This window comes from Pseudomonas sp. C321, from assembly GCF_055407105.1.
The window spans coordinates 923014-941835 of sequence record NZ_JBUZRB010000001.1 but is presented as its reverse complement, the minus strand read 5'-3'; the positions used below and the strand labels follow the sequence as shown (position 1 = coordinate 941835).

Below are 18822 nucleotides of genomic sequence, written 5' to 3'. Positions count from 1 at the left end.
TACTCGCCGCCCTTTTTTGACTCACCTGCCAGGCGATTTCCCATGACCCACCAGGCCGCCGAAGTCGCGAAACGCCGCACTTTCGCTATTATTTCCCACCCCGATGCCGGTAAAACCACCATCACCGAGAAGCTGTTGCTGATGGGCAAGGCAATCGCAGTGGCCGGCACGGTGAAATCCCGCAAATCCGACCGCCATGCCACCTCAGACTGGATGGAAATGGAGAAGCAGCGTGGTATTTCCATTACCACCTCGGTCATGCAGTTCCCGTATCGCGACCACATGATCAACCTGCTCGACACCCCGGGCCACGAAGACTTCTCCGAAGACACCTACCGCACCCTGACCGCGGTCGACTCGGCACTGATGGTCCTCGACGGCGGTAAAGGCGTCGAGCCACGGACGATCGCCCTGATGGATGTCTGCCGTCTGCGTGATACGCCGATTATCAGCTTTATCAACAAACTCGACCGCGACATCCGCGACCCCATCGAGCTGCTGGACGAGATCGAAGCCGTCCTGAAGATCAAGGCTGCGCCGATCACCTGGCCGATTGGTTGCTACCGCGACTTCAAGGGCGTGTACCACCTGGCGGACGACTACATCCTTGTCTACACCGCCGGCCACGGCCACGAGCGCACCGATGTGAAAATCATCGAGAAGCTCGACTCCGACGAAGCCCGCGCCCACCTAGGTGACGAGTACGACCGCTTTGTCGATCAGTTGGAACTGGTGCAGGGCGCCTGCCATGAGTTCAACCAGCAGGAATTCCTCGACGGTCAGCTGACCCCGGTGTTCTTCGGCACCGCCTTGGGTAACTTCGGTGTCGACCACGTGCTCGACGCCGTGGTCAACTGGGCGCCGCTGCCGCTGGCCCGAGTGGCCAACGAGCGCACCGTGGAACCGGTGGAGGAGAAATTCGCCGGCTTCGTGTTCAAGATCCAGGCGAACATGGACCCAAAACACCGCGACCGTATTGCCTTTATGCGCATCTGCTCCGGCAAATACGAAAAAGGCATGAAGATGCGCCATGTGCGCACCGGCAAGGACGTGCGCATCGGCGACGCCCTGACCTTCTTCTCCTCCGAGCGTGAGCAACTGGAAGAAGCCTTCGCCGGCGACATCATTGGCTTGCACAACCACGGCACTATCCAGATCGGCGACACCTTCACCGAAGGCGAAGCGCTGAGCTTTACCGGCATCCCGCACTTTGCGCCGGAACTGTTCCGCCGCGTGCGCCTGCGTGACCCGCTCAAGTCCAAGCAACTGCGTCAGGGCTTGCAGCAATTGGCGGAAGAGGGCGCGACCCAGGTGTTCTTCCCCGAGCGCAGCAACGACATCATCCTCGGCGCCGTCGGTGTGCTGCAGTTCGATGTGGTCGCCAGCCGCTTGAAAGAGGAATACAAGGTCGAGTGCTCCTACGAGCCAATCACCGTGTACTCGGCGCGCTGGATCGATTGCAGCGATAAGAAGAAACTCGAAGAGTTCAGGATCAAGGCTGTGGAAAACCTCGCCATCGATGGCGGCGGTCACCTGACCTACCTGGCCCCGACCCGGGTTAACCTGGCGCTGATGGAAGAGCGCTGGCCGGATGTGAAATTCCGTGCGACCCGCGAACACCATTAAGGGCTGAACGGTAAATGAAAGGGCGAAGCTGTTATGGCTTCGCCCTTTTTTTGCGCTCCGCGGGGGGCTCAATTATCTGGCGAAAACCTCATATCGGGACTAGCGTCAAAGCTTGCGGCGGTAAACGACTGTCGTGCGGGATTTACCTACTGACTGGACGGAATCGACCATGAGTATTTTTCAACGATTCGTGTTGTTGATCAAAGTGCTGGTGTTGTTGTGTCTCGGGATGTCGACGGCTTGGGCGCACAACCCGGTGCATGGAGGCAATGGAGGCTTCTCAGCGGTGCAGAATGAGCAGGGCAGTGGCTTGCAGCTGGCCAAATCGGAGTCTGAAGGCGGAGATCAGGGCCAAGGTGGCAGTGCCGACGATGATGACACCACCACCGAAGAGCCGGATACCGATGACGGTTATGAGGGCGATAGCCAGACGTAGACGGCAGGCAAAAGAAAGCCCCTCTCGCCGGGCCGATGCGCAATCCGACGAGAAGGGCTGTAAAATTCAAGCAATGCTCTGGACTGAACCCCAGGGCATGATCGTTCCCACGCCGGAGCGTGGCAACGATCAACATCTACCGGTTAGGCCACAAACTGCTCCGCGTAGTGGCAAGCCACCTGGCGATTATCGAGTTCGCGCAAGGCGGGCTCGTCGGTGCTGCACAGTTCGGTGGCGTACGGGCAGCGCTTGTGAAACGCGCAGCCGGACGGCGGGTTGAGCGGGTTGGGCAACTCGCCGACGATCTTGATCTTCGGCTTGTTCGGGTCCGGGTGGATGGTCGGTGTGGCCGACAACAGCGCCTGGGTGTAGGGGTGCAGCGGGCGCTCATAGATGTCGTTCTTCGCGCCCATTTCCACCGGCCGACCGAGGTACATCACCATCACATGGTCGGCGACGTGCTGTACGACGGCCAGGTTGTGGGAGATGAACACGTAGGCGGTGTTGAATTCCTGCTGCAGGTCCATGAACAGGTTGAGCACCTGGGCCTGGATCGACACGTCCAGTGCCGAGGTCGGTTCATCCGCCACCAGCACCTTGGGTTGCAGCATCATCGCCCGGGCCAGGGCGATCCGCTGGCGCTGGCCACCAGAGAACATGTGCGGGTAGCGCTGATAATGCTCAGGGCGCAGGCCCACTTGCTTCATCATCGCCTGGACTTTTTCCCGACGCTCGGCGGCCGATAGGTTGGTGTTGATCAGCAGCGGCTCGCCGAGCTGATCACCGACCTTCTGGCGTGGGTTCAACGAGGCGTAAGGGCTCTGGAACACCATCTGCACGTCTTTACGCAGCTGCTTGCGTTGGGCCTTGTCGGCGCCAGTGACTTCCTGGCCGGCGATTTTCAAGGAGCCGGAGGATGGTTCTTCAATCAGCGTTAGGGCGCGAGCGAGGGTGGATTTGCCGCAACCGGATTCGCCCACCACGGCGAGAGTCTTGCCGGCTTCCAGCTCAAACGACACACCATTAAGGGCGCGCACCAGGGCGTGGCCCTTGAACAGGCCACGGGACACTTCGTAGTGACGGGTCAGGTCGCGGGCGGTAAGAACGACGGCCATTACGCCACCTCCTGGTTCAAGGGGTAGAAGCAGCGCGCAAGGCTGTGGGCTTTAGGGTCCAGACCTGGACGAGTCTGACGGCAGCTGTCCTGAACGTAAGGGCAGCGCGGCGACAGCAGGCAACCTTGTGGACGGTCATAACGACCGGGCACGATGCCCGGCAAGGTCGACAGCCGGGCGGCGCCCATGCTGTGTTCCGGAATCGCCGCCAGCAATGCTTCGCTGTACGGGTGGCCGGGTACGTCGAACAGGCCAGGCACTTGCCCGACTTCCACGGCTTGGCCGGCGTACATCACACACACGCGCTGGGCGGTTTCAGCCACGACTGCGAGGTCGTGGGTGATCAGCACCAGGCCCATGTTCCGTTCTTTTTGCAGGGCCAGCAGCAGCTCCATGATCTGCGCCTGGATAGTCACGTCCAGCGCGGTGGTTGGCTCATCGGCGATCAGCAGTTTCGGCTCGCCGGCAATGGCCATGGCAATCGCCACACGCTGGCTCATGCCGCCGGACAGTTGGTGCGGGTAGGCGTTCATACGGCTGGCGGCGCCAGGGATTTCCACCTTTTCCAGCAGTTCGATGGCGCGCTTGCGGGCTTGTTTACTGGACATCTTGAGGTGCAGGCGCAGCACTTCTTCGATCTGGAAACCCACGGTGTAGCTGGGGTTCAGGGCGGTCATCGGGTCCTGGAACACCATGGCCAGGTCTTTGCCGACGATTTGCCGGCGCTGGCGGTTGCTCAGCTTGAGCATGTCCTTGCCGTCGAAGTTCAGGGCGTCGGCGGTGACGATGCCGGGGTGCTCGATCAGGCCCATCAGCGCCATCATGGTCACGGATTTACCCGAACCCGACTCGCCAACGATGGCCAATACTTCACCTTTGTCGACGCTAATATCGAGGCCGTCGACCACTGGGACTGCGGTCTTGTCGCCGAAGCGGACATTGAGATTCTTGATTTCTAGCAGTGACATGGGAATCTCCTCAGGCGGCATTCTTGAGTTTCGGGTCCAGCGCATCGCGCAGGCCGTCGCCCATCAGGTTGATTGCCAGCACGCTGAGCAAAATGGTCAAGCCAGGCAGGCTCACGACCCACCAGGCGCGTTCGATGTAGTCGCGAGCCGAAGCCAGCATGGTGCCCCACTCAGGGGTTGGCGGTTGTACGCCAAGGCCGAGGAAGCCTAACGCTGCGGCATCGAGAATCGCCGAGGAAAAGCTCAAGGTCGCCTGGACGATCAACGGTGCCATGCAGTTAGGCAGCACGGTGATGAACATCAGACGCGGCAGGCCAGCGCCGGCGAGGCGGGCGGCAGTCACGTAGTCACGATGCAGTTCGCCCATCACTGCGGCGCGGGTCAGGCGGACATAGGACGGTAGGGACACGATGGCAATGGCGATCACGGTGTTGATCAGGCCAGGGCCAAGGATGGCGACAATGGCTACGGCCAGCAGCAGCGACGGCAGGGCGAGCATGATGTCCATCAAACGCATGATGGTCGGGCCCAGCAGACGCGGGAAGAACCCGGCGAACAGGCCCATCAGGATCCCTGGGATCAGCGACATCACGACCGACGACAAACCGATCAGCAAGGACAGGCGCGAACCCTGGATCAAGCGGGACAGCAAGTCACGGCCCAGTTCGTCGGTGCCCAGCAGGAACTGGATCTGCCCACCTTCGAGCCACGATGGCGGGGTCAGCAGGAAGTCACGGTACTGCTCGCTCGGGTTGTGCGGTGCGACCCAAGGGGCGAACAGCGCGCAGAACACGATCACGATCATGAACATCAGGCCGGCGACAGCGCCCTTGTTCTGGGAGAAGGCTTGCCAGAATTCTTTGTACGGGGACGGATACAGCAGGCTTTGATCGACTGCTACCGATGGAGTTGGTGTGCTCATGGTCATGATCTCAGCGCTGGTGACGGATGCGTGGGTTGGCGAAGCCGTAGAGGATGTCCACTACGAAGTTCACCATAATCACCAGGCAGGCGATTAACAGGATGCCGTTTTGCACCACGGGATAGTCCCGTGCGCCAATGGCTTCGATCAGCCATTTGCCGATGCCGGGCCAGGAAAAGATGGTTTCGGTCAGGACCGCACCGGCCAGCAGGGTGCCGACTTGCAGGCCGACCACCGTCAGTACCGGGATCAGCGCGTTGCGCAGGCCGTGGACGAACACTACGCGTGCCGGCGACAGGCCTTTGGCCCTGGCGGTACGGATGTAGTCTTCGCGCAGCACTTCGAGCATCGAGGAGCGAGTCATCCGCGCGATCACCGCCAGCGGGATAGTGCCGAGCACGATGGCCGGCAGGATCAGGTGGTGGAGGGCATCCCAGAACGCATCCGGCTCGTCAGCCAACAGGGTATCGATCAGCATGAAACCGGTGCGCGGCTCGATGTCGTAGAGCAGGTCGATACGTCCGGACACCGGGGTCCAGCCCAGGCTCACGGAGAAGAACATGATCAGGATCAGGCCCCACCAGAAGATTGGCATCGAATATCCCGCCAGGGAGATGCCCATCACCCCGTGGTCGAACAGGGACCCTCGCTTCAAGGCCGCGATCACCCCGGCTAAAAGCCCAAGGATGCCGGCGAACAACAGGGCGGCCAGGGACAGTTCCAGGGTCGCAGGGAATAGGGCGGTGAACTCGGTCCACACGCTGGTACGGGTGCGCAGGGATTCGCCAAGGTCGCCTTGGGCGAGTTTGCCAACGTAGTCCAGGTATTGCGCATACAACGGTTTATTCAAACCAAGGCGTTCCATTGCCTGTGCGTGCATCTCGGGGTCGACGCGGCGTTCGCCCATCATGACCTCTACGGGATCGCCAGGAATCATGCGAATCAACGCGAAAGTCAGCAAAGTGATGCCGAAGAACGTGGGGATCAACAACCCCAATCGGCGGGCAATAAAACTAAACATCTTGTTGTGCACCTCAATCAGCCGGTTAGGCAGGTTCGGCACCGTCCAGGTCGACGGTGCCGAGCGTTTCTTATCTACTTCACCTGGGTGGTGGCGAAGTTATTTGTAGTCAGAGGGCTTTGAATAAAACCTTCGACGTTCTTGCGCATGGCGGTGAACATTTTCGGGTAAGCCATGGGAATCCATGGTTGGTCCTTGGCGAAAACGTCCAGTGCTTGTTCATAGAGTTCAGCCCGTGCCGCCGGTTCAGTGCCTGCGCGGGCCTTGTCGATCAAGTCTTGAAACTCCTGGTTACACCAGCGTGCGTAGTTTTCGCCGTTTTTCGCTGCTTCGCAACTCAGGTTTGGGGTGAGGAAGTTGTCCGGGTCGCCGTTATCACCTGCCCAGCCGGCCGACATCAGGTCATGTTCGCCTGCTTTGGAGCGTTTGAGCATCTCGCCCCACTCAAAGACGCGGATATCGATCTTCAGGCCGATACGCGCCAGGTCCGACTGCATCATTTGCGCGCCGAGCAATGGGTTGGGGTTGGTAGGGCCGCCGCCGTTGCGGGTAAACAGCGTCAGCACGGTGCCTTCAGGCACGCCAGCTTCCTTGAGCAGGGCGCGGGCCTTGTCCAGCTCTGCGGGCGTGCGGGGAGGGTTTTTCAGTTTGTCGCTGAAGCCCAGCAACGTGTTCGGGTAAGGCCCCGTGCCGACCACAGCGTTGCCTTTGCCATACAGCGCGTCGGTGTAGGCCTCTTTGTCGAACGCGATGTTGATCGCGTGACGCACCCGTGCGTCGCTCAGGTATTTGTGGGTGGTGTTCATGGCGGTGTAGCTGGTGGTCATGGCCGCCAGTTCCGCGACTTTCAGGTTTGGGTCTGCCTTGGCGTTTGGCACGTCATCGGGCTTGGGGTACAGCGCGATCTGGCACTCGTTGGCCTTGAGTTTTTGCAGGCGTACGTTGCTGTCGGTGGTGATGGCCAGGATCAACGGGTCGGCTGGTGGCTTGCCACGGAAGTACTCCGGGTTGGCCTTGAAGCGCACCTGGGCGTCCTTGGCGTAGCGGGTGAAGATGAATGGGCCGGTGCCGATGGGCTTGCTATTGAGGTCGGCGGTCTTGTCGGCCTTGAGCAACTGGTCGGCGTATTCGGCGGAGTGAATCGAAGAGAAGGCCATGGCAATGTCAGCCAGGAACGGTGCTTCGCGGCGGGTCAGGGTGAAGACCACGGTATGGTCGTCAGTCTTCTCTACGCTTTTGAGCAGATCCTTGAAACCCATGCTTTCGAAGTACGGATAACCCACGTTGGACTTGTTATGCCACGGGTGTTTCGGGTCCAGCTGACGCTGGAAACTCCAAAGCACGTCGTCGGCATTCATGTTGCGCGTGGGTTTGAAGTAGTCGGTGGTGTGGAACTTGATGTCGTTGCGCAGGTGGAAGGTGTACTGCAGCCCATCCTCGCTGATGTCCCAGGAACTGGCGAGGGCCGAGACCACTTCGGTGGTGCCGGGCTTGAAGTCCACCAGGCGGTTGAAGATGGTTTCTGCCGCGGCGTCAGCGGTGACTGCCGTGGTGTACAGGACCGGGTCAAAACCTTCCGGACTGGCTTCGGTGCAGACCACCAGCGGTTTGGCCGAAACGCCTAGGGCCACACTCAACAGTGCAGCGGTCATGGCGGCTTGTAACGGGAGCATTTTCATCGAAGAGCCCTCTGCAAACGATTCAACCACACAAATGTGTACGGCGGGCTCGTCCTGAGCCCCCCGTCTACCTGGTGCTAATTAAAGAATGTTGAATGGGATGGTGGTAACCAGACGGAATTCTTTCACGCTGCCGTCGAATTGGTTGGCGCTGCCACGGTGTTCGACGTAGGTGGCACGAATCGCGGTGGCCTTGAGCGGGCCGCTCTGGACCGCGTAGGCCGCGCCCACGCCGTATTCCTGGTGTTTTTCGCCGTCCTGAGTTTCGATGCCGGTGTAGGCGAAAGCGCCGTTGCGGTTACCCGTGTAGTGAGTACCGTCGATGCCCCAGCCGCGTGCGGAGTAGACGTTGAACTTCAGGCCCGGCACACCGTATTCAGCCATGTTGATGGCGTAGGCAATCTGGAAGGATTTCTCGTTCGGGCCGTTGAAGTCCGACGTCAGGGAGTTGGCCAGGTAGATGCCGTTGGTTTCGTGCAGGTAGTCGAAGTACTCGTTACCGTTCACTTGCTGGTAGGAGAAGGTCAGGCTGTGAGCCTGATGCGCCAGGCCAAGGGACAGGGAGAAGGTATCGTTGTCGATTTCCCCCATCAGCTTTTTGCCTTCGTCGACGGTCTTGTAGTAGTTGAAGCCAGTGGTCAGGGCCAGTTGCTGGCTATCACCCAACTCGTGGGTCGCGCCGAAGTAGTACTGGTTCCAGAAGTCCTTGACGTTGGCGCCGAAGAAGCTGGTTTTCAGGCTTTTGAACGGCTGGTAGTTGGCGCCTAGGGTGTAGACCTTGTCCGTTGTCGCGCTGTTCGCGCCTTGTTGGCTGTACTCGCTACGGAACTTCGACAGGCTCTGCTCGGAACGTGGGGACACGCGGTCAAACACGCCGCCCTGGAACGACAGGTTGCTGAACTCTTCGCTGTTGAAGCTCACACCTTGGAAGCTCGATGGCAGGGGACGGTTGCCGATGGTGTCGACGATGCCGCTGCTGAAGTTCTGACGACCGGCGGTCAAGGTGGTGTTGGACACGCGGAACTGCACGTTAGCCAAGCCCAGTTTGCTCCATTGGTCTACGGCATTGCCGTCAGAGTCAGCCAAGGTACGGTTGGAGCCGCCCTTGATATCGCGTTTGCTGCGGTCCAGAACCAGAGCGTTGTACACCGCTACTTCGGTCTTGACACCCACAGTGCCCTGGGTGAAACCCGAGCTGGCGTTGATGATGGTGCCCTGGATCCAGTTGGTACGGTTGCGGTCGGTCTTCGTTACACCGTGCTCTTTGTATTTGAAGCTGCCCCCGCGGTACAGGTGTTCATTGGAGTACCAGTTGCGCGTACTGCCGCCCAGGCTGAAATCTTCGACAAAGCCTTTGGCCTCGCTTTGGGCGCTAGTGCCGGCCAGTGTGGTTGGAACGAAGTCCTGACTTACAGGTTCAGCGTAGGCCGTGGCCGTGATGCTGCTGATGGCCAGGGCCAGTAGCGCGGTGCTGCTCAGTTTCATGGGTGAAGCTCCTTTGGTTCTCTTTTTTTGATGCCGGTCTTTTTAGGTGAACCGGCTATTGGGTGTGGAACTCGTTCAAGCCTTGCAAACGTTTGCCTAAGGGGAAATCCCGAATTCAGGCTGCACGTTTGCTGGAGAGCCTCTTTCGCTCTCCGCAATCCGGTTAGTTTCTTATGGGGTAATGCTGACGCCCGAGAACACGTTGCGGCCGAAGGGGCTCACCTTGAAACCTTCGACTTTGGCGCTTAACGGCTGGTTGACCGTCGAGTGGGCGACTGGCGTGATCGGCACCTGTGCTTTAAGCAGTTGCTGCGCCTGTTTGTACAGAACAGTCCTTTGTTCGCGGTCGGTAACGACCTTGGCTTGCTTGATCAGCTTGTCGTACGCCGGGTCACACCACATGGAGTAGTTGTTCCCGCCGATGGCGTCACAGCTGTAGAGGGTGCCCAGCCAGTTGTCCGGGTCACCGTTGTCGCCGGTCCAGCCAATCAGGCTGACATCGTGTTCGCCATTCTTGGTGCGCTTGATGTACTCGCCCCATTCATAGCTGACGATCTTGACCTTGAGGCCGATCTTCGCCCAGTCACTCTGCAGCATTTCTGCCATCAGCTTGGCGTTGGGGTTGTACGGCCGTTGCACTGGCATCGCCCACAGGGTGATCTCGGTGCCTTCCTTGACGCCGGCGGCCTTGAGCAACTCCTTGGCTTTTTCCGGGTTGTAGACGGCGTCCTTGATGGTGTCGTCGTAGGACCATTGGGTCGGCGGCATGGCATTGACGGCCAGTTGGCCTGCGCCCTGGTACACCGCATTGAGAATGCTCTGCTTGTTCACCGCCATGTCCATGGCCTGGCGTACTTCGAGTTGGTCGAAGGGCTTGTGCTGCACGTTATAGGCGATGTAGCCGAGGTTGAAACCAGGCTTGGTCAGCAGTTGCAGTTTCGGGTCGGCCTTGAGGGCGTCTACGTCGGCTGGTCGCGGATGCAGAGTGATCTGGCATTCGTTGGCCTTGAGTTTCTGCACCCGCACCGACGCATCGGTGTTGATGGCGAAAATCAGTTGGTCGAGCTTGACCCGGCTCGGGTCCCAGTACTGTTTGTTGCCGGTGTAGCGGATCTGCGAGTCTTTTTGATAGCGCTGGAACACGAACGGCCCGGTGCCGATCGGCTTCTGGTTGATCTCGCTGGGCTTGCCGATCTTGAGCAAATGGTCGGCGTATTCGGCCGACAGGATCGAGGCGAAACTCATGGCGATGTTCTGGATAAACGCAGCATCTACCGTGTTCAGGGTCATGACCACGGTCAGCGGGTCGGTTTTCTCGACCTTGGCGATGTTTTTGTTCAGGCTCATCCCGTTGAAGTACGGAAACTCGGTGGGGTAGGCCTTGCGGAACGGGTATTCGGGGTCAAGCATGCGATTGAAGGTGAACAGCACGTCGTCGGCGTTGAAGTCACGCGTCGGCTTGAAGTCCTTGTTGCTGTGGAATTTCACCCCTTCACGCAGATGGAAGGTGTAGGTCAGGCCGTCCGGTGAAATGTCCCACTTGGTTGCCAGCCCCGGTACTACGTTGGTGGCGCCTTTCTCGAATTCGGCCAAGCGGTTGTAAAGCGGTTCGGCGGCATCGTTGTCAGTGGCGGTGGTGTATTGCGCGGTATCAAACCCGGCCGGGCTGCCTTCGGAGCAAAACACCAGGCTCTTCTTGTCGGCGGCCTGGCCCATCGAGGCGATGGCCAACAGGCTGGTACCCAATATTGCGGATAGAACGGTTGTATGGCGCATGACGGTCCCTAATCCTTGTTTATTGTTGTCGTCAGTGAGCAATTGCCGTGCCCGTCAGGACATGGAAGCAACACTGATCCCCGTTCAGCAGTTGCCCTACAGGTCGTACGCCTCTGCCCTTGCGCGACGTTATGGGTCGGCAGTTGAGCAGTAAATGCGGCAAACCTGACAGACCTTGTAGGGATGGGACGGTACATTCGCAGTTCGATGCCGTAGGACGGCGGTGAGTGCGTTTGTAGTTCCATTCCAGCGGTCTTGGCGGATGCAATAACGGCGACGTTATGCAACGTCGCCGTCAGAGCTCCTTACTTGCTGATGCTCACCCCGTAGAAGGAATTCAAGCCAAATGGGCTGATCTTGAAATCCTGCACGGTGGTGCGCATGGGTTGATACACCGTCGAGTGCGCGATAGGTGTCATCGGGACTGCATCTTTGAGGATGTGCTGCGCCTGCTTGTACAGTTCGGTGCGCTTGGCGACATCGGAAGTGGACTTGGCTTCCTTGACGATGCCGTCAAATTTCTTGTCGCACCATTTGGAGAAGTTGTTGCCGGACAGGGAATCGCAGCCGAACAGCACGTTCAGCCAGTTGTCCGGGTCACCATTGTCGCCGCTCCAGCCAATGATCATGGCCTGGTTCTCACCGCCTTTGGAACGCTTGATGTACTCGCCCCATTCGTAGCTGACGATGTTGACCTTCAGGCCGATCTTGGCCCAGTCGCTCTGTAGCATTTCAGCCATCAGCTTGGCGTTCGGGTTGTACGGACGCTGGACCGGCATGGCCCACAGGGTAATGGCGGTGCCTTCCTTGACGCCGGCTTCCTTGAGCAGCGCCTTGGCTTTCTCAGGGTCGTACTTGGCGTCCTTGATGGTGTCGTCATAGGACCATTGGGTTGGCGGCATGGCGTTGACCGCCAGTTGGCCTGCGCCCTGGTACACGGAGTCGATGATTTGCTGCTTGTTGACCGACATGTCCATGGCCTGACGGACTTTCAGGTTGGCCAGTGGGTTCTGGTCAGTCTGGCCCTTGAGCACCGGCATGACGTTGTAGGCGATGTAGCCCAGGTTGAAACCGGCCTGGTGCGGCAATTTCAAGGATTTGTCTTCGCCCAGAGCCTTGAGGTCGGCCGGACGCGGGAAAAGGGTGACCTGGCATTCGTTTTTCTTGAGCTTCTGGATACGCACCGACGGGTCGGTGGTGATGGCGAAGATCAGGTTGTCGATCTTGACGTCTTCAGGCTTCCAGTAGTCCTTGTTGCCGGTGTAACGGATGTTGGAGTCTTTCTGGTAGCTCTTGAACACGAACGGACCAGTGCCGACTGGCTTCTGGTTGATGTCCTGGGCCTTGCCTTCCTTCAACAGCTGGGCGGCGTATTCTGCCGACTGTACGGAGGCGAAGCTCATGGCCAGGTTCTGGATGAAAGCCGCGTCCACGGTGCCAAGGGTGAACTTGACGGTGTGGTCATCGACTTTCTCGATGTTCTTGATGTTGGTGTCCATCCCCATGTCCGTGAAGTACGGGAACTCGGTGGGGTAGGCTTTACGGAACGGATCATCTTTGTTGATCATCCGGTTGAACGTGAACAGTACGTCGTCAGCCGTGAATTCACGAGTTGGCTTGAAGTACGGGGTGGTATGGAACTTGACGCCTTCGCGAAGGTGGAAGGTATAAGTCAGACCATCCGGGGAAACGTCCCAAGTGGTGGCCAGACCAGGAACAACGGCGGTGCCGCCGCGCTCAAACTGGGTCAGGCGGTTGAACATGGTTTCGGCCGAGGCATCGAAGTCTGTTCCGGTGGTGTACTGGCCTGGATCAAAACCGGCCGGGCTCCCTTCGGAGCAGAACACCAGGTTAGTCGCCGCCTGGGCGAAAGGTGCAGCGGCCATTAAACCGGCGCTGACTAAAAACGGAATGACTGCGTGTTTAAGCATGTTGGCCTCATGATTTGTTGTCATTTTTGGTAGTGAGGGCGACCTCGTGAGTCGACCTGCGGATACTTATGCAGGGCCCATACCCAATGCAAGATGCAGAGAGGCTACAAGCGCTAAACAGTGGTACGAACGTACAGGAATGTCGCATTAATGTAAGTATTGACACGTTTCGGCATATTGGAGGGGTTTTTTCGGTGCGTTAGGCGCACCAAATAGGCCCAATCTAGGCGTCTGGCGCACCCGATTGGAGCGTGGCTGTTACTTATTCAAACCCACGCCGTAGAAAGGCGTCAGGCCAAACGGACTGATCTTGAAATCCAGGACTTCCTTTCGAAGGGGCTGGAAAACCGTCGAGTTTGCTATAGGCGTTATAGGTACTTGTTCTTTAAGTATTTTCTACGCTCGTTGATACCACTTTATACGTTCATCACGGTCACTGCTGACCTTGGCCTTTTGCACCAGTTTGTCGTACTGCGGGTTACACCATTTTGCGTAGTTGCTGCCCTTGACCGCAGCACAACTGTAGAGCACACCGAGCCAGTTATCCGGGTCACCGTTGTCGCCGGTCCAGCCGTAGATCATCACGTCGTGCTCGCCGTTTTTCGCCCGTTTGATGTACTCGCCCCATTCATAGCTGACGATATTGGCGGTGATCCCGACCTTGGCCCAATCCTGTTGAATCATCTGTGCCGACATCCGCGCATTCGGGTTGGAGGCTCTCTGTACGGTCATCGCCCACAAGTTGATGGTGGTGCCAGGTGCAACCCCTGCTTCTTTTAGTAGCGCGCGAGCCTTGGCTGGGTCGTAGGGCGCGTCCTTGATAGACGGGTCATAAGACCACTGGGCACGCGGCAGGGCGTTCTGCGCCAATTGTCCGGCGCTTTGGTAGACGGCCTTGATAATCGCTGGTTTATCGATGGCCATGTCCAGTGCCTGGCGCACCTTGAACTGGGTGAGCCGGTTGAACACGGTTTCGGCGGAGGCATCGAAATCGGTGCCGCTGGTGTATTGGCTGGGGTCGAAGCCGGCGGGGCTGGCTTCGGAGCAGTACACCAGGGTGGTTGCGGCTTGGGCCATTGGCATAAGCGCCAGCAGGCCGGCAGCGAGGAGCCGCGATTTAAAGGCGATTCTTTCCATGGAGCCCCCTGAAGTGGCAGGTACAAACTGCCCAAACGAAAACGGCGGTCACCGAGGTTGCCGCCGTTCAGGTTCATCAGGTAGGGGTCAAGGCATCGAGACTTCGATCACACCATCCGCGCTCATGCTGACCTGGCTGGTGCCGGCCTCGACTTCAGGTGTAGGCGCCGAATCCATGGCCGCTGCTTTCATCATCATGCCGCCACGCGCATACGGTTGTGGATAACCATTGGTGTTGAAGTTCAGGTTGACGATTTTGTAGCCCTTGCCACCCAGTGCGTCGGTGGCCAGTTGGGCGCGGGCCTTGAACGCGGCAACGGCTTCTTTCAGAAGGGCGTCTTCGCTGGCCTTGCGGGTCGGGTTAGCGATGGCGAAGTCCATGCTGTCCATTTTCAGGTTGGTCAGCATCTCGCCGGTTAGCTTCGACAAGGCAGCAAAGTCCGAACTTTCCATGCGCAGTTCGGCGCGTTCACGCCAGCCGGTGATCTTCTGGTTCTTGTTGTCGTAGATCGGGTAGCTGTTGCGGCTGCCCTGACGCAGGGTGACGCCTTTGACTTCGCGCGCCTGGGCCAGCGCCTTGTTCATGGTAGTGGTGATTTCGGCGGCCAACTTGCCCGGGTCGGTGTTCTGCGACTCGGTGTAGAGCGTGACGATCATCTGGTCACGGGCCACTTCCTGGCTGACTTCGGCACGCAGGGAAATCTGGTTGTAATGCAGCTCATCGGCGGCCAGTACGGGCAGGCTGGCAAGGGTGCTGGCGCTGAGGGTAATAACGGCGGCACTGCGAGTGAAACGTGACATGGAAGCTCCTTGGGGGTGATCGTATTCGGTAAGACTGTAGACGGTCTGTTCGGGTTCAGCGGGTTACACATTCTCTACAACTTTCAGGGGCGTCGACGAACGGTCAACTCACCCAGCTCGTTCCTTAAAGATGACCTGCGTCAAAGGGCCACACGCTCGCTGACTGTACTGTCGCTTCGTTTATACTCGATCCGATCCGCCTGGAGCGCTCATCAGGAGAGCTCATGCTCGCCCCCGTACAACTAACTTCCGCCACTCGCCAGAACCTCTGGCGCCTGACGTTTATCCGCACCCTGGTGCTGGCCGCACAGGCCGGTTCGGTGGGGCTCGCCTATTGGTTCGACTTACTGGTGCTGCCTTGGCTGCAACTGGCAGTGACCTTGGGTGTCTCCACGGTGCTGTGCGTCTTTACCGCTATTCGCCTGCGCACCACGTGGCCGGTGACCGAGCTGGAATACGCCCTGCAACTGGCGTGTGATCTGTTTATCCACAGCGTGCTGCTGTATTTCTCCGGCGGTTCCACCAACCCCTTTGTCTCTTATTACCTGGTGCCGCTGACCATCGCCGCGGTGACCTTGCCGTGGCGTTATTCGGTAGTCCTGTCTGGCATTGCGTTGACGCTTTACACCTTGTTGCTGGCGCGGTTCTACCCGTTGCAGACGTTCCCCATTGCCCGGGAAAACCTGCAGGTCTACGGCATGTGGCTGAGCTTTGCCTTGGCGGCGGCGGTGATTACGTTCTTCGCCGCGCGCATGGCCGAAGAGTTGCGCCGTCAGGAAGAACTGCGGGCTATTCGCCGCGAAGAAGGCCTGCGCGACCAGCAGTTACTGGCCGTCGCCACCCAGGCGGCCGGCGCGGCCCATGAGTTGGGCACGCCGTTGGCCACCATGAGTGTGTTGATCAAGGAGATGCGCCAGGATCATCACGACCCGGCGTTGCAGGATGATCTGAGCGTGCTGCAGGACCAGGTCAAACTGTGCAAGCAAACCTTGCAGCAGTTGGTGCGCGCTGCCGAAGCCAATCGTCGCCTGGCAGTGGAGATGCAAGACGTCACCCAATGGTTGGACGAAGCGCTGAACCGCTGGCACTTGATGCGTCCCGAAGCCAGTTATCGCTTCTACTTGCTGGGGCAGGGCACGGTGCCACGCATGGCGCCACCGCCAGACCTGACCCAAGCGTTATTGAACTTGCTGAACAATGCCGCCGACGCCTGCCCGGAAGGGCTGGAAGTGCAGTTGGACTGGGATTATGAAAACCTCACCATCAGCATTCGCGATCACGGCGCCGGTGTGCCGCTGGCCATTGCCGAGCAGATTGGCAAGCCATTCTTTACCACCAAGGGCAAAGGTTTCGGCCTGGGCCTGTTTTTGAGCAAGGCCAGCGTGACCCGCGCTGGTGGCTCAGTGAAACTCTACAGTCATGAGGAAGGTGGCACGCTCACCGAGCTGCGCCTGCCCCGTGTCGCACGAGGAGACACCAATGAGTGACGAGATTCAAGTCGAAGGCGAAGAACTGCCGCATCTGTTGCTGGTAGATGATGACGCTACCTTTACCCGCGTGATGGCCCGCGCCATGAGCCGGCGCGGTTTTCGCGTCAGCACCGCGGGGTCGGCCGAAGAAGGCCTGGCCATCGCCGCGGCGGACCTGCCGGACTATGCCGCCCTGGACCTGAAAATGGACGGTGACTCCGGCTTGGTGCTGTTGCCCAAGCTGCTGGAACTGGACCCGGAAATGCGCGTGCTGATACTCACCGGGTATTCCAGCATCGCCACCGCCGTGGAGGCCATCAAGCGCGGCGCCTGCAATTACCTGTGCAAGCCGGCGGATGCTGACGACGTGCTGGCCGCCTTGCTTTCCGAGCACGCCGACCTCGACACGTTGGTGCCGGAAAATCCGATGTCGGTGGACCGCTTGCAGTGGGAACACATCCAGCGGGTACTGACCGAGCACGAAGGCAATATCTCCGCCACGGCCCGCGCCTTGGGCATGCATCGGCGCACCTTGCAACGCAAACTGCAAAAGCGTCCGGTACGACGCTGAACGGCGGCTGAACAACTCGCTTCAGGCAGCACGGAGTCCTGGGCCGATCCTCTATGATCGGTTCAACGCCTGTCCTCTCTCCAGTCGAGCCTGAACGATGAATCAGAACGCTGAGTATTCTGCGGTCAACGATGCGGTGCGTGGGCAATTCTTGCGGCGGGTATGGCGACTGATCACCCCTTACTGGCGCAGTGAGGAGAAGGGCAAGGCCTGGCTCTTGTTGCTGGTGGTGTTGGGGTTATCGCTGTTCAGCGTGGCCGTCTCAGTGTGGTTCAACAGTTGGAACCGCGACTTCTACAACGCCCTGGAAAAGAAAGACTACGACGCCTTCACCCATCTGCTGATGTACTTCAGCGTGATCGCTGTAGTGGCAATCGTCACCGGTGTATTTACGTCCTATCTGCAGCAAATGCTCACCATCCGCTGGCGGCGCTGGCTTACCGAAGCCTATTTCGCCAAATGGTTGAACCAGAAGAATTACTATCACCTGGAATACGGCGGTTACACCGATAACCCCGACCAGCGTATCTCCGAAGACCTCAACGCCTTTACCAGCAGCACCCTGAGCCTGGGGCTGGGTTTTATCAGCAACCTGGTGAGCCTGGTGTCGTTTTCGGTGATTTTGTGGGGCGTGTCCGGCAGCATCGAGGTGTGGGGTATCACCATTCCCGGCTACATGTTTTGGGCGGCATTGGTGTACGCGGTGGTGGGCAGTTGGTTGACCCACCTGATCGGTCGACGGCTGATCGGCTTGAGCAACCGGCAACAGCGCTTTGAGGCTGACCTGCGTTTCAGTTTGGTACGTGTGCGCGAGAACGCCGAAAGCATTGCCCTGTTCAATGGCGAGCCCAATGAGCACCAGCAACTGAGCGCGCGTTTCGGGCGGGTCTGGAGCAACTTCTGGAGCATCATGCAGCTCAAGAAACGCCTGAATTTTTTCACCAGCGGTTATTCGCAGATCGCCATTATCTTTCCCTTCGTGGTGGCAGCGCCGCGTTACTTCGCCGGCAAAATCGAGTTGGGCGTGCTGATGCAAGTCGCCCAGGCGTTTGGCAGTGTGCAGGGCAGCCTGAGCTGGTTTGTCGACGCGTACACCGTGCTGGCCAGTTGGCGTGCCACGTGTGATCGTCTGCTCAGTTTCGGCCAGGCCATGGACGATAACGAAGAGCGCGTGATGGGTATCGAGTTACAGCGCCAGGGCGGCGATTTGCAGATGAATAGTTTGAGCCTGGATCTGGCGGATGGTCGTCATCTGCTTGATGGTGCCAACCTGACGGTCACGGCAGGCGATCGACTGATGCTCAGCGGTCGTTCTGGCAGCGGTAAAAGTACCTTGCTTCGCGCCATGGGCAACCTGTGGCCAAACGGCCATGGCAATATTCGCCTGCCGGCCGAACGCTACCTGTTCCTGCCGCAAAAGCCGTATCTGCCGATTGGCACCTTGCGCGAGGTGTTGAGTTATCCACAGCCTGACGGCGCCTATCCTGCTGAACGTTATACACAGGTCCTGGAAACCTGCCGCCTGGGGCATTTGATTCCTCGCCTGGAGGAGGCCAACCATTGGCAGCGCATGCTTTCGCCGGGTGAGCAGCAGCGTTTGGCGTTTGCTCGGGCGTTGTTGTTTGAGCCGCAATGGCTATACATGGACGAGGCCACTTCGGCGATGGACGAGGAAGATGAGGCGACGCTGTATCAGGCGTTGATCGACCAGTTACCGGGGTTGAGCATCGTCAGTGTCGGCCACCGCAGCAGCCTCAAGCGCTTCCATGGGCGGCATGTGCGGATCGAAGGCGGGCAGTTGCAAGAACAGGCGGTCTGAGACGCCCAACAAAAAGCCCGGCTGATCATCGATCAGTCGGGCTTTTCAGTGTTGCTTGAAAGCTGA

General features: G+C 59.0%; 14 protein-coding genes and 1 pseudogene. 5 read left to right on the top strand and 10 right to left on the bottom strand.

The window, feature by feature from the left end:
- Positions 1-42: 42 nt before the first annotated feature.
- Together ACZRJ6_RS04450 and ACZRJ6_RS04445 are read left to right on the top strand one after the other, a co-directional pair.
- A complete protein-coding gene (locus tag ACZRJ6_RS04450) occupies positions 43-1626 on the top strand; it encodes a peptide chain release factor 3 (RefSeq protein ID WP_463967223.1) in 1584 nt (527 codons plus the stop codon).
- A gap of 169 nt (positions 1627-1795) precedes the next feature.
- The gene (locus ACZRJ6_RS04445; RefSeq protein ID WP_463967222.1) at positions 1796-2062 is read left to right on the top strand and encodes a hypothetical protein; all 267 of its coding nucleotides are present in this window, start codon (positions 1796-1798) and stop codon (positions 2060-2062) included.
- A gap of 143 nt (positions 2063-2205) precedes the next feature.
- Here ACZRJ6_RS04445 and ACZRJ6_RS04440 read toward each other — a convergent pair whose 3' ends face one another.
- The 10 genes and pseudogenes from ACZRJ6_RS04440 to ACZRJ6_RS04395 all read right to left on the bottom strand — a co-directional run bounded on the left by ACZRJ6_RS04440 (position 2206) and on the right by ACZRJ6_RS04395 (position 14897).
- Complete coding sequence (locus ACZRJ6_RS04440; RefSeq protein ID WP_133099931.1) at positions 2206-3177, bottom strand: dipeptide ABC transporter ATP-binding protein; 972 nt, start codon at positions 3175-3177, stop codon at positions 2206-2208.
- Complete coding sequence (locus ACZRJ6_RS04435; protein ID WP_133099930.1) at positions 3177-4145, bottom strand: oligopeptide/dipeptide ABC transporter ATP-binding protein; 969 nt, start codon at positions 4143-4145, stop codon at positions 3177-3179. Before ACZRJ6_RS04435 ends, ACZRJ6_RS04440 begins: the two co-directional genes overlap by 1 nt.
- 10 nt (positions 4146-4155) lie before the next feature.
- The gene (locus ACZRJ6_RS04430; RefSeq protein WP_133099929.1) at positions 4156-5067 is read right to left on the bottom strand and encodes an ABC transporter permease subunit; all 912 of its coding nucleotides are present in this window, start codon (positions 5065-5067) and stop codon (positions 4156-4158) included.
- 10 nt (positions 5068-5077) lie between these two features.
- Positions 5078-6088, bottom strand: a complete 1011-nt coding sequence (locus ACZRJ6_RS04425; RefSeq protein WP_463967221.1) for an ABC transporter permease subunit — start codon at positions 6086-6088, stop codon at positions 5078-5080.
- A 74-nt stretch (positions 6089-6162) separates the two neighbouring features.
- A complete protein-coding gene (locus ACZRJ6_RS04420; protein ID WP_463967220.1) occupies positions 6163-7767 on the bottom strand; it encodes an ABC transporter substrate-binding protein in 1605 nt (534 codons plus the stop codon).
- An 81-nt stretch (positions 7768-7848) separates the two neighbouring features.
- On the bottom strand, positions 7849-9252 hold the full coding sequence (locus tag ACZRJ6_RS04415) for an OprD family outer membrane porin (RefSeq protein ID WP_463967219.1): 1404 nt from the start codon (positions 9250-9252) through the stop codon (positions 7849-7851).
- A gap of 171 nt (positions 9253-9423) precedes the next feature.
- A complete protein-coding gene (locus tag ACZRJ6_RS04410) occupies positions 9424-11028 on the bottom strand; it encodes an ABC transporter substrate-binding protein (RefSeq protein WP_463967218.1) in 1605 nt (534 codons plus the stop codon).
- Positions 11029-11333: 305 nt separating this feature from the next.
- On the bottom strand, positions 11334-12959 hold the full coding sequence (locus ACZRJ6_RS04405; RefSeq protein ID WP_463967217.1) for an ABC transporter substrate-binding protein: 1626 nt from the start codon (positions 12957-12959) through the stop codon (positions 11334-11336).
- Between the two features lie 258 nt (positions 12960-13217).
- Positions 13218-13916: pseudogene (locus tag ACZRJ6_RS04400) on the bottom strand (ABC transporter substrate-binding protein); the annotation flags it as partial.
- Between the two features lie 267 nt (positions 13917-14183).
- The gene (locus ACZRJ6_RS04395) at positions 14184-14897 is read right to left on the bottom strand and encodes an SIMPL domain-containing protein (RefSeq protein WP_463967216.1); all 714 of its coding nucleotides are present in this window, start codon (positions 14895-14897) and stop codon (positions 14184-14186) included.
- A gap of 224 nt (positions 14898-15121) precedes the next feature.
- Between ACZRJ6_RS04395 and ACZRJ6_RS04390 the strand changes: the two genes are divergently transcribed.
- The 3 genes from ACZRJ6_RS04390 to ACZRJ6_RS04380 all read left to right on the top strand — a co-directional run bounded on the left by ACZRJ6_RS04390 (position 15122) and on the right by ACZRJ6_RS04380 (position 18756).
- Positions 15122-16384 (top strand): ATP-binding protein, encoded by a 1263-nt coding sequence (locus ACZRJ6_RS04390; protein ID WP_463967215.1) that lies wholly within the window; start codon positions 15122-15124, stop codon positions 16382-16384.
- Positions 16377-16937: a response regulator transcription factor gene (locus ACZRJ6_RS04385; protein WP_133099920.1), complete on the top strand. Its 561-nt coding sequence runs from the start codon at positions 16377-16379 to the stop codon at positions 16935-16937. Before ACZRJ6_RS04390 ends, ACZRJ6_RS04385 begins: the two co-directional genes overlap by 8 nt.
- 97 nt (positions 16938-17034) lie before the next feature.
- On the top strand, positions 17035-18756 hold the full coding sequence (locus tag ACZRJ6_RS04380) for an ABC transporter ATP-binding protein/permease (RefSeq protein ID WP_463967214.1): 1722 nt from the start codon (positions 17035-17037) through the stop codon (positions 18754-18756).
- Positions 18757-18822 lie beyond the last annotated feature (66 nt).

Bases quoted from the DNA above. Each gene is read 5' to 3' on its own strand.
- ACZRJ6_RS04450 (WP_463967223.1), top strand. From the start codon at position 43: ATGACCCACCAGGCCGCCGAAGTCGCGAAACGCCGCACTTTCGCTATT.
- ACZRJ6_RS04445 (WP_463967222.1), top strand. From the start codon at position 1,796: ATGAGTATTTTTCAACGATTCGTGTTGTTGATCAAAGTGCTGGTGTTG.
- ACZRJ6_RS04440 (WP_133099931.1), bottom strand. From the start codon at position 3,177: ATGGCCGTCGTTCTTACCGCCCGCGACCTGACCCGTCACTACGAAGTG.
- ACZRJ6_RS04435 (WP_133099930.1), bottom strand. From the start codon at position 4,145: ATGTCACTGCTAGAAATCAAGAATCTCAATGTCCGCTTCGGCGACAAG.
- ACZRJ6_RS04430 (WP_133099929.1), bottom strand. From the start codon at position 5,067: ATGAGCACACCAACTCCATCGGTAGCAGTCGATCAAAGCCTGCTGTAT.
- ACZRJ6_RS04425 (WP_463967221.1), bottom strand. From the start codon at position 6,088: ATGTTTAGTTTTATTGCCCGCCGATTGGGGTTGTTGATCCCCACGTTC.
- ACZRJ6_RS04420 (WP_463967220.1), bottom strand. From the start codon at position 7,767: ATGAAAATGCTCCCGTTACAAGCCGCCATGACCGCTGCACTGTTGAGT.
- ACZRJ6_RS04415 (WP_463967219.1), bottom strand. From the start codon at position 9,252: ATGAAACTGAGCAGCACCGCGCTACTGGCCCTGGCCATCAGCAGCATC.
- ACZRJ6_RS04410 (WP_463967218.1), bottom strand. From the start codon at position 11,028: ATGCGCCATACAACCGTTCTATCCGCAATATTGGGTACCAGCCTGTTG.
- ACZRJ6_RS04405 (WP_463967217.1), bottom strand. From the start codon at position 12,959: ATGCTTAAACACGCAGTCATTCCGTTTTTAGTCAGCGCCGGTTTAATG.
- ACZRJ6_RS04395 (WP_463967216.1), bottom strand. From the start codon at position 14,897: ATGTCACGTTTCACTCGCAGTGCCGCCGTTATTACCCTCAGCGCCAGC.
- ACZRJ6_RS04390 (WP_463967215.1), top strand. From the start codon at position 15,122: ATGCTCGCCCCCGTACAACTAACTTCCGCCACTCGCCAGAACCTCTGG.
- ACZRJ6_RS04385 (WP_133099920.1), top strand. From the start codon at position 16,377: ATGAGTGACGAGATTCAAGTCGAAGGCGAAGAACTGCCGCATCTGTTG.
- ACZRJ6_RS04380 (WP_463967214.1), top strand. From the start codon at position 17,035: ATGAATCAGAACGCTGAGTATTCTGCGGTCAACGATGCGGTGCGTGGG.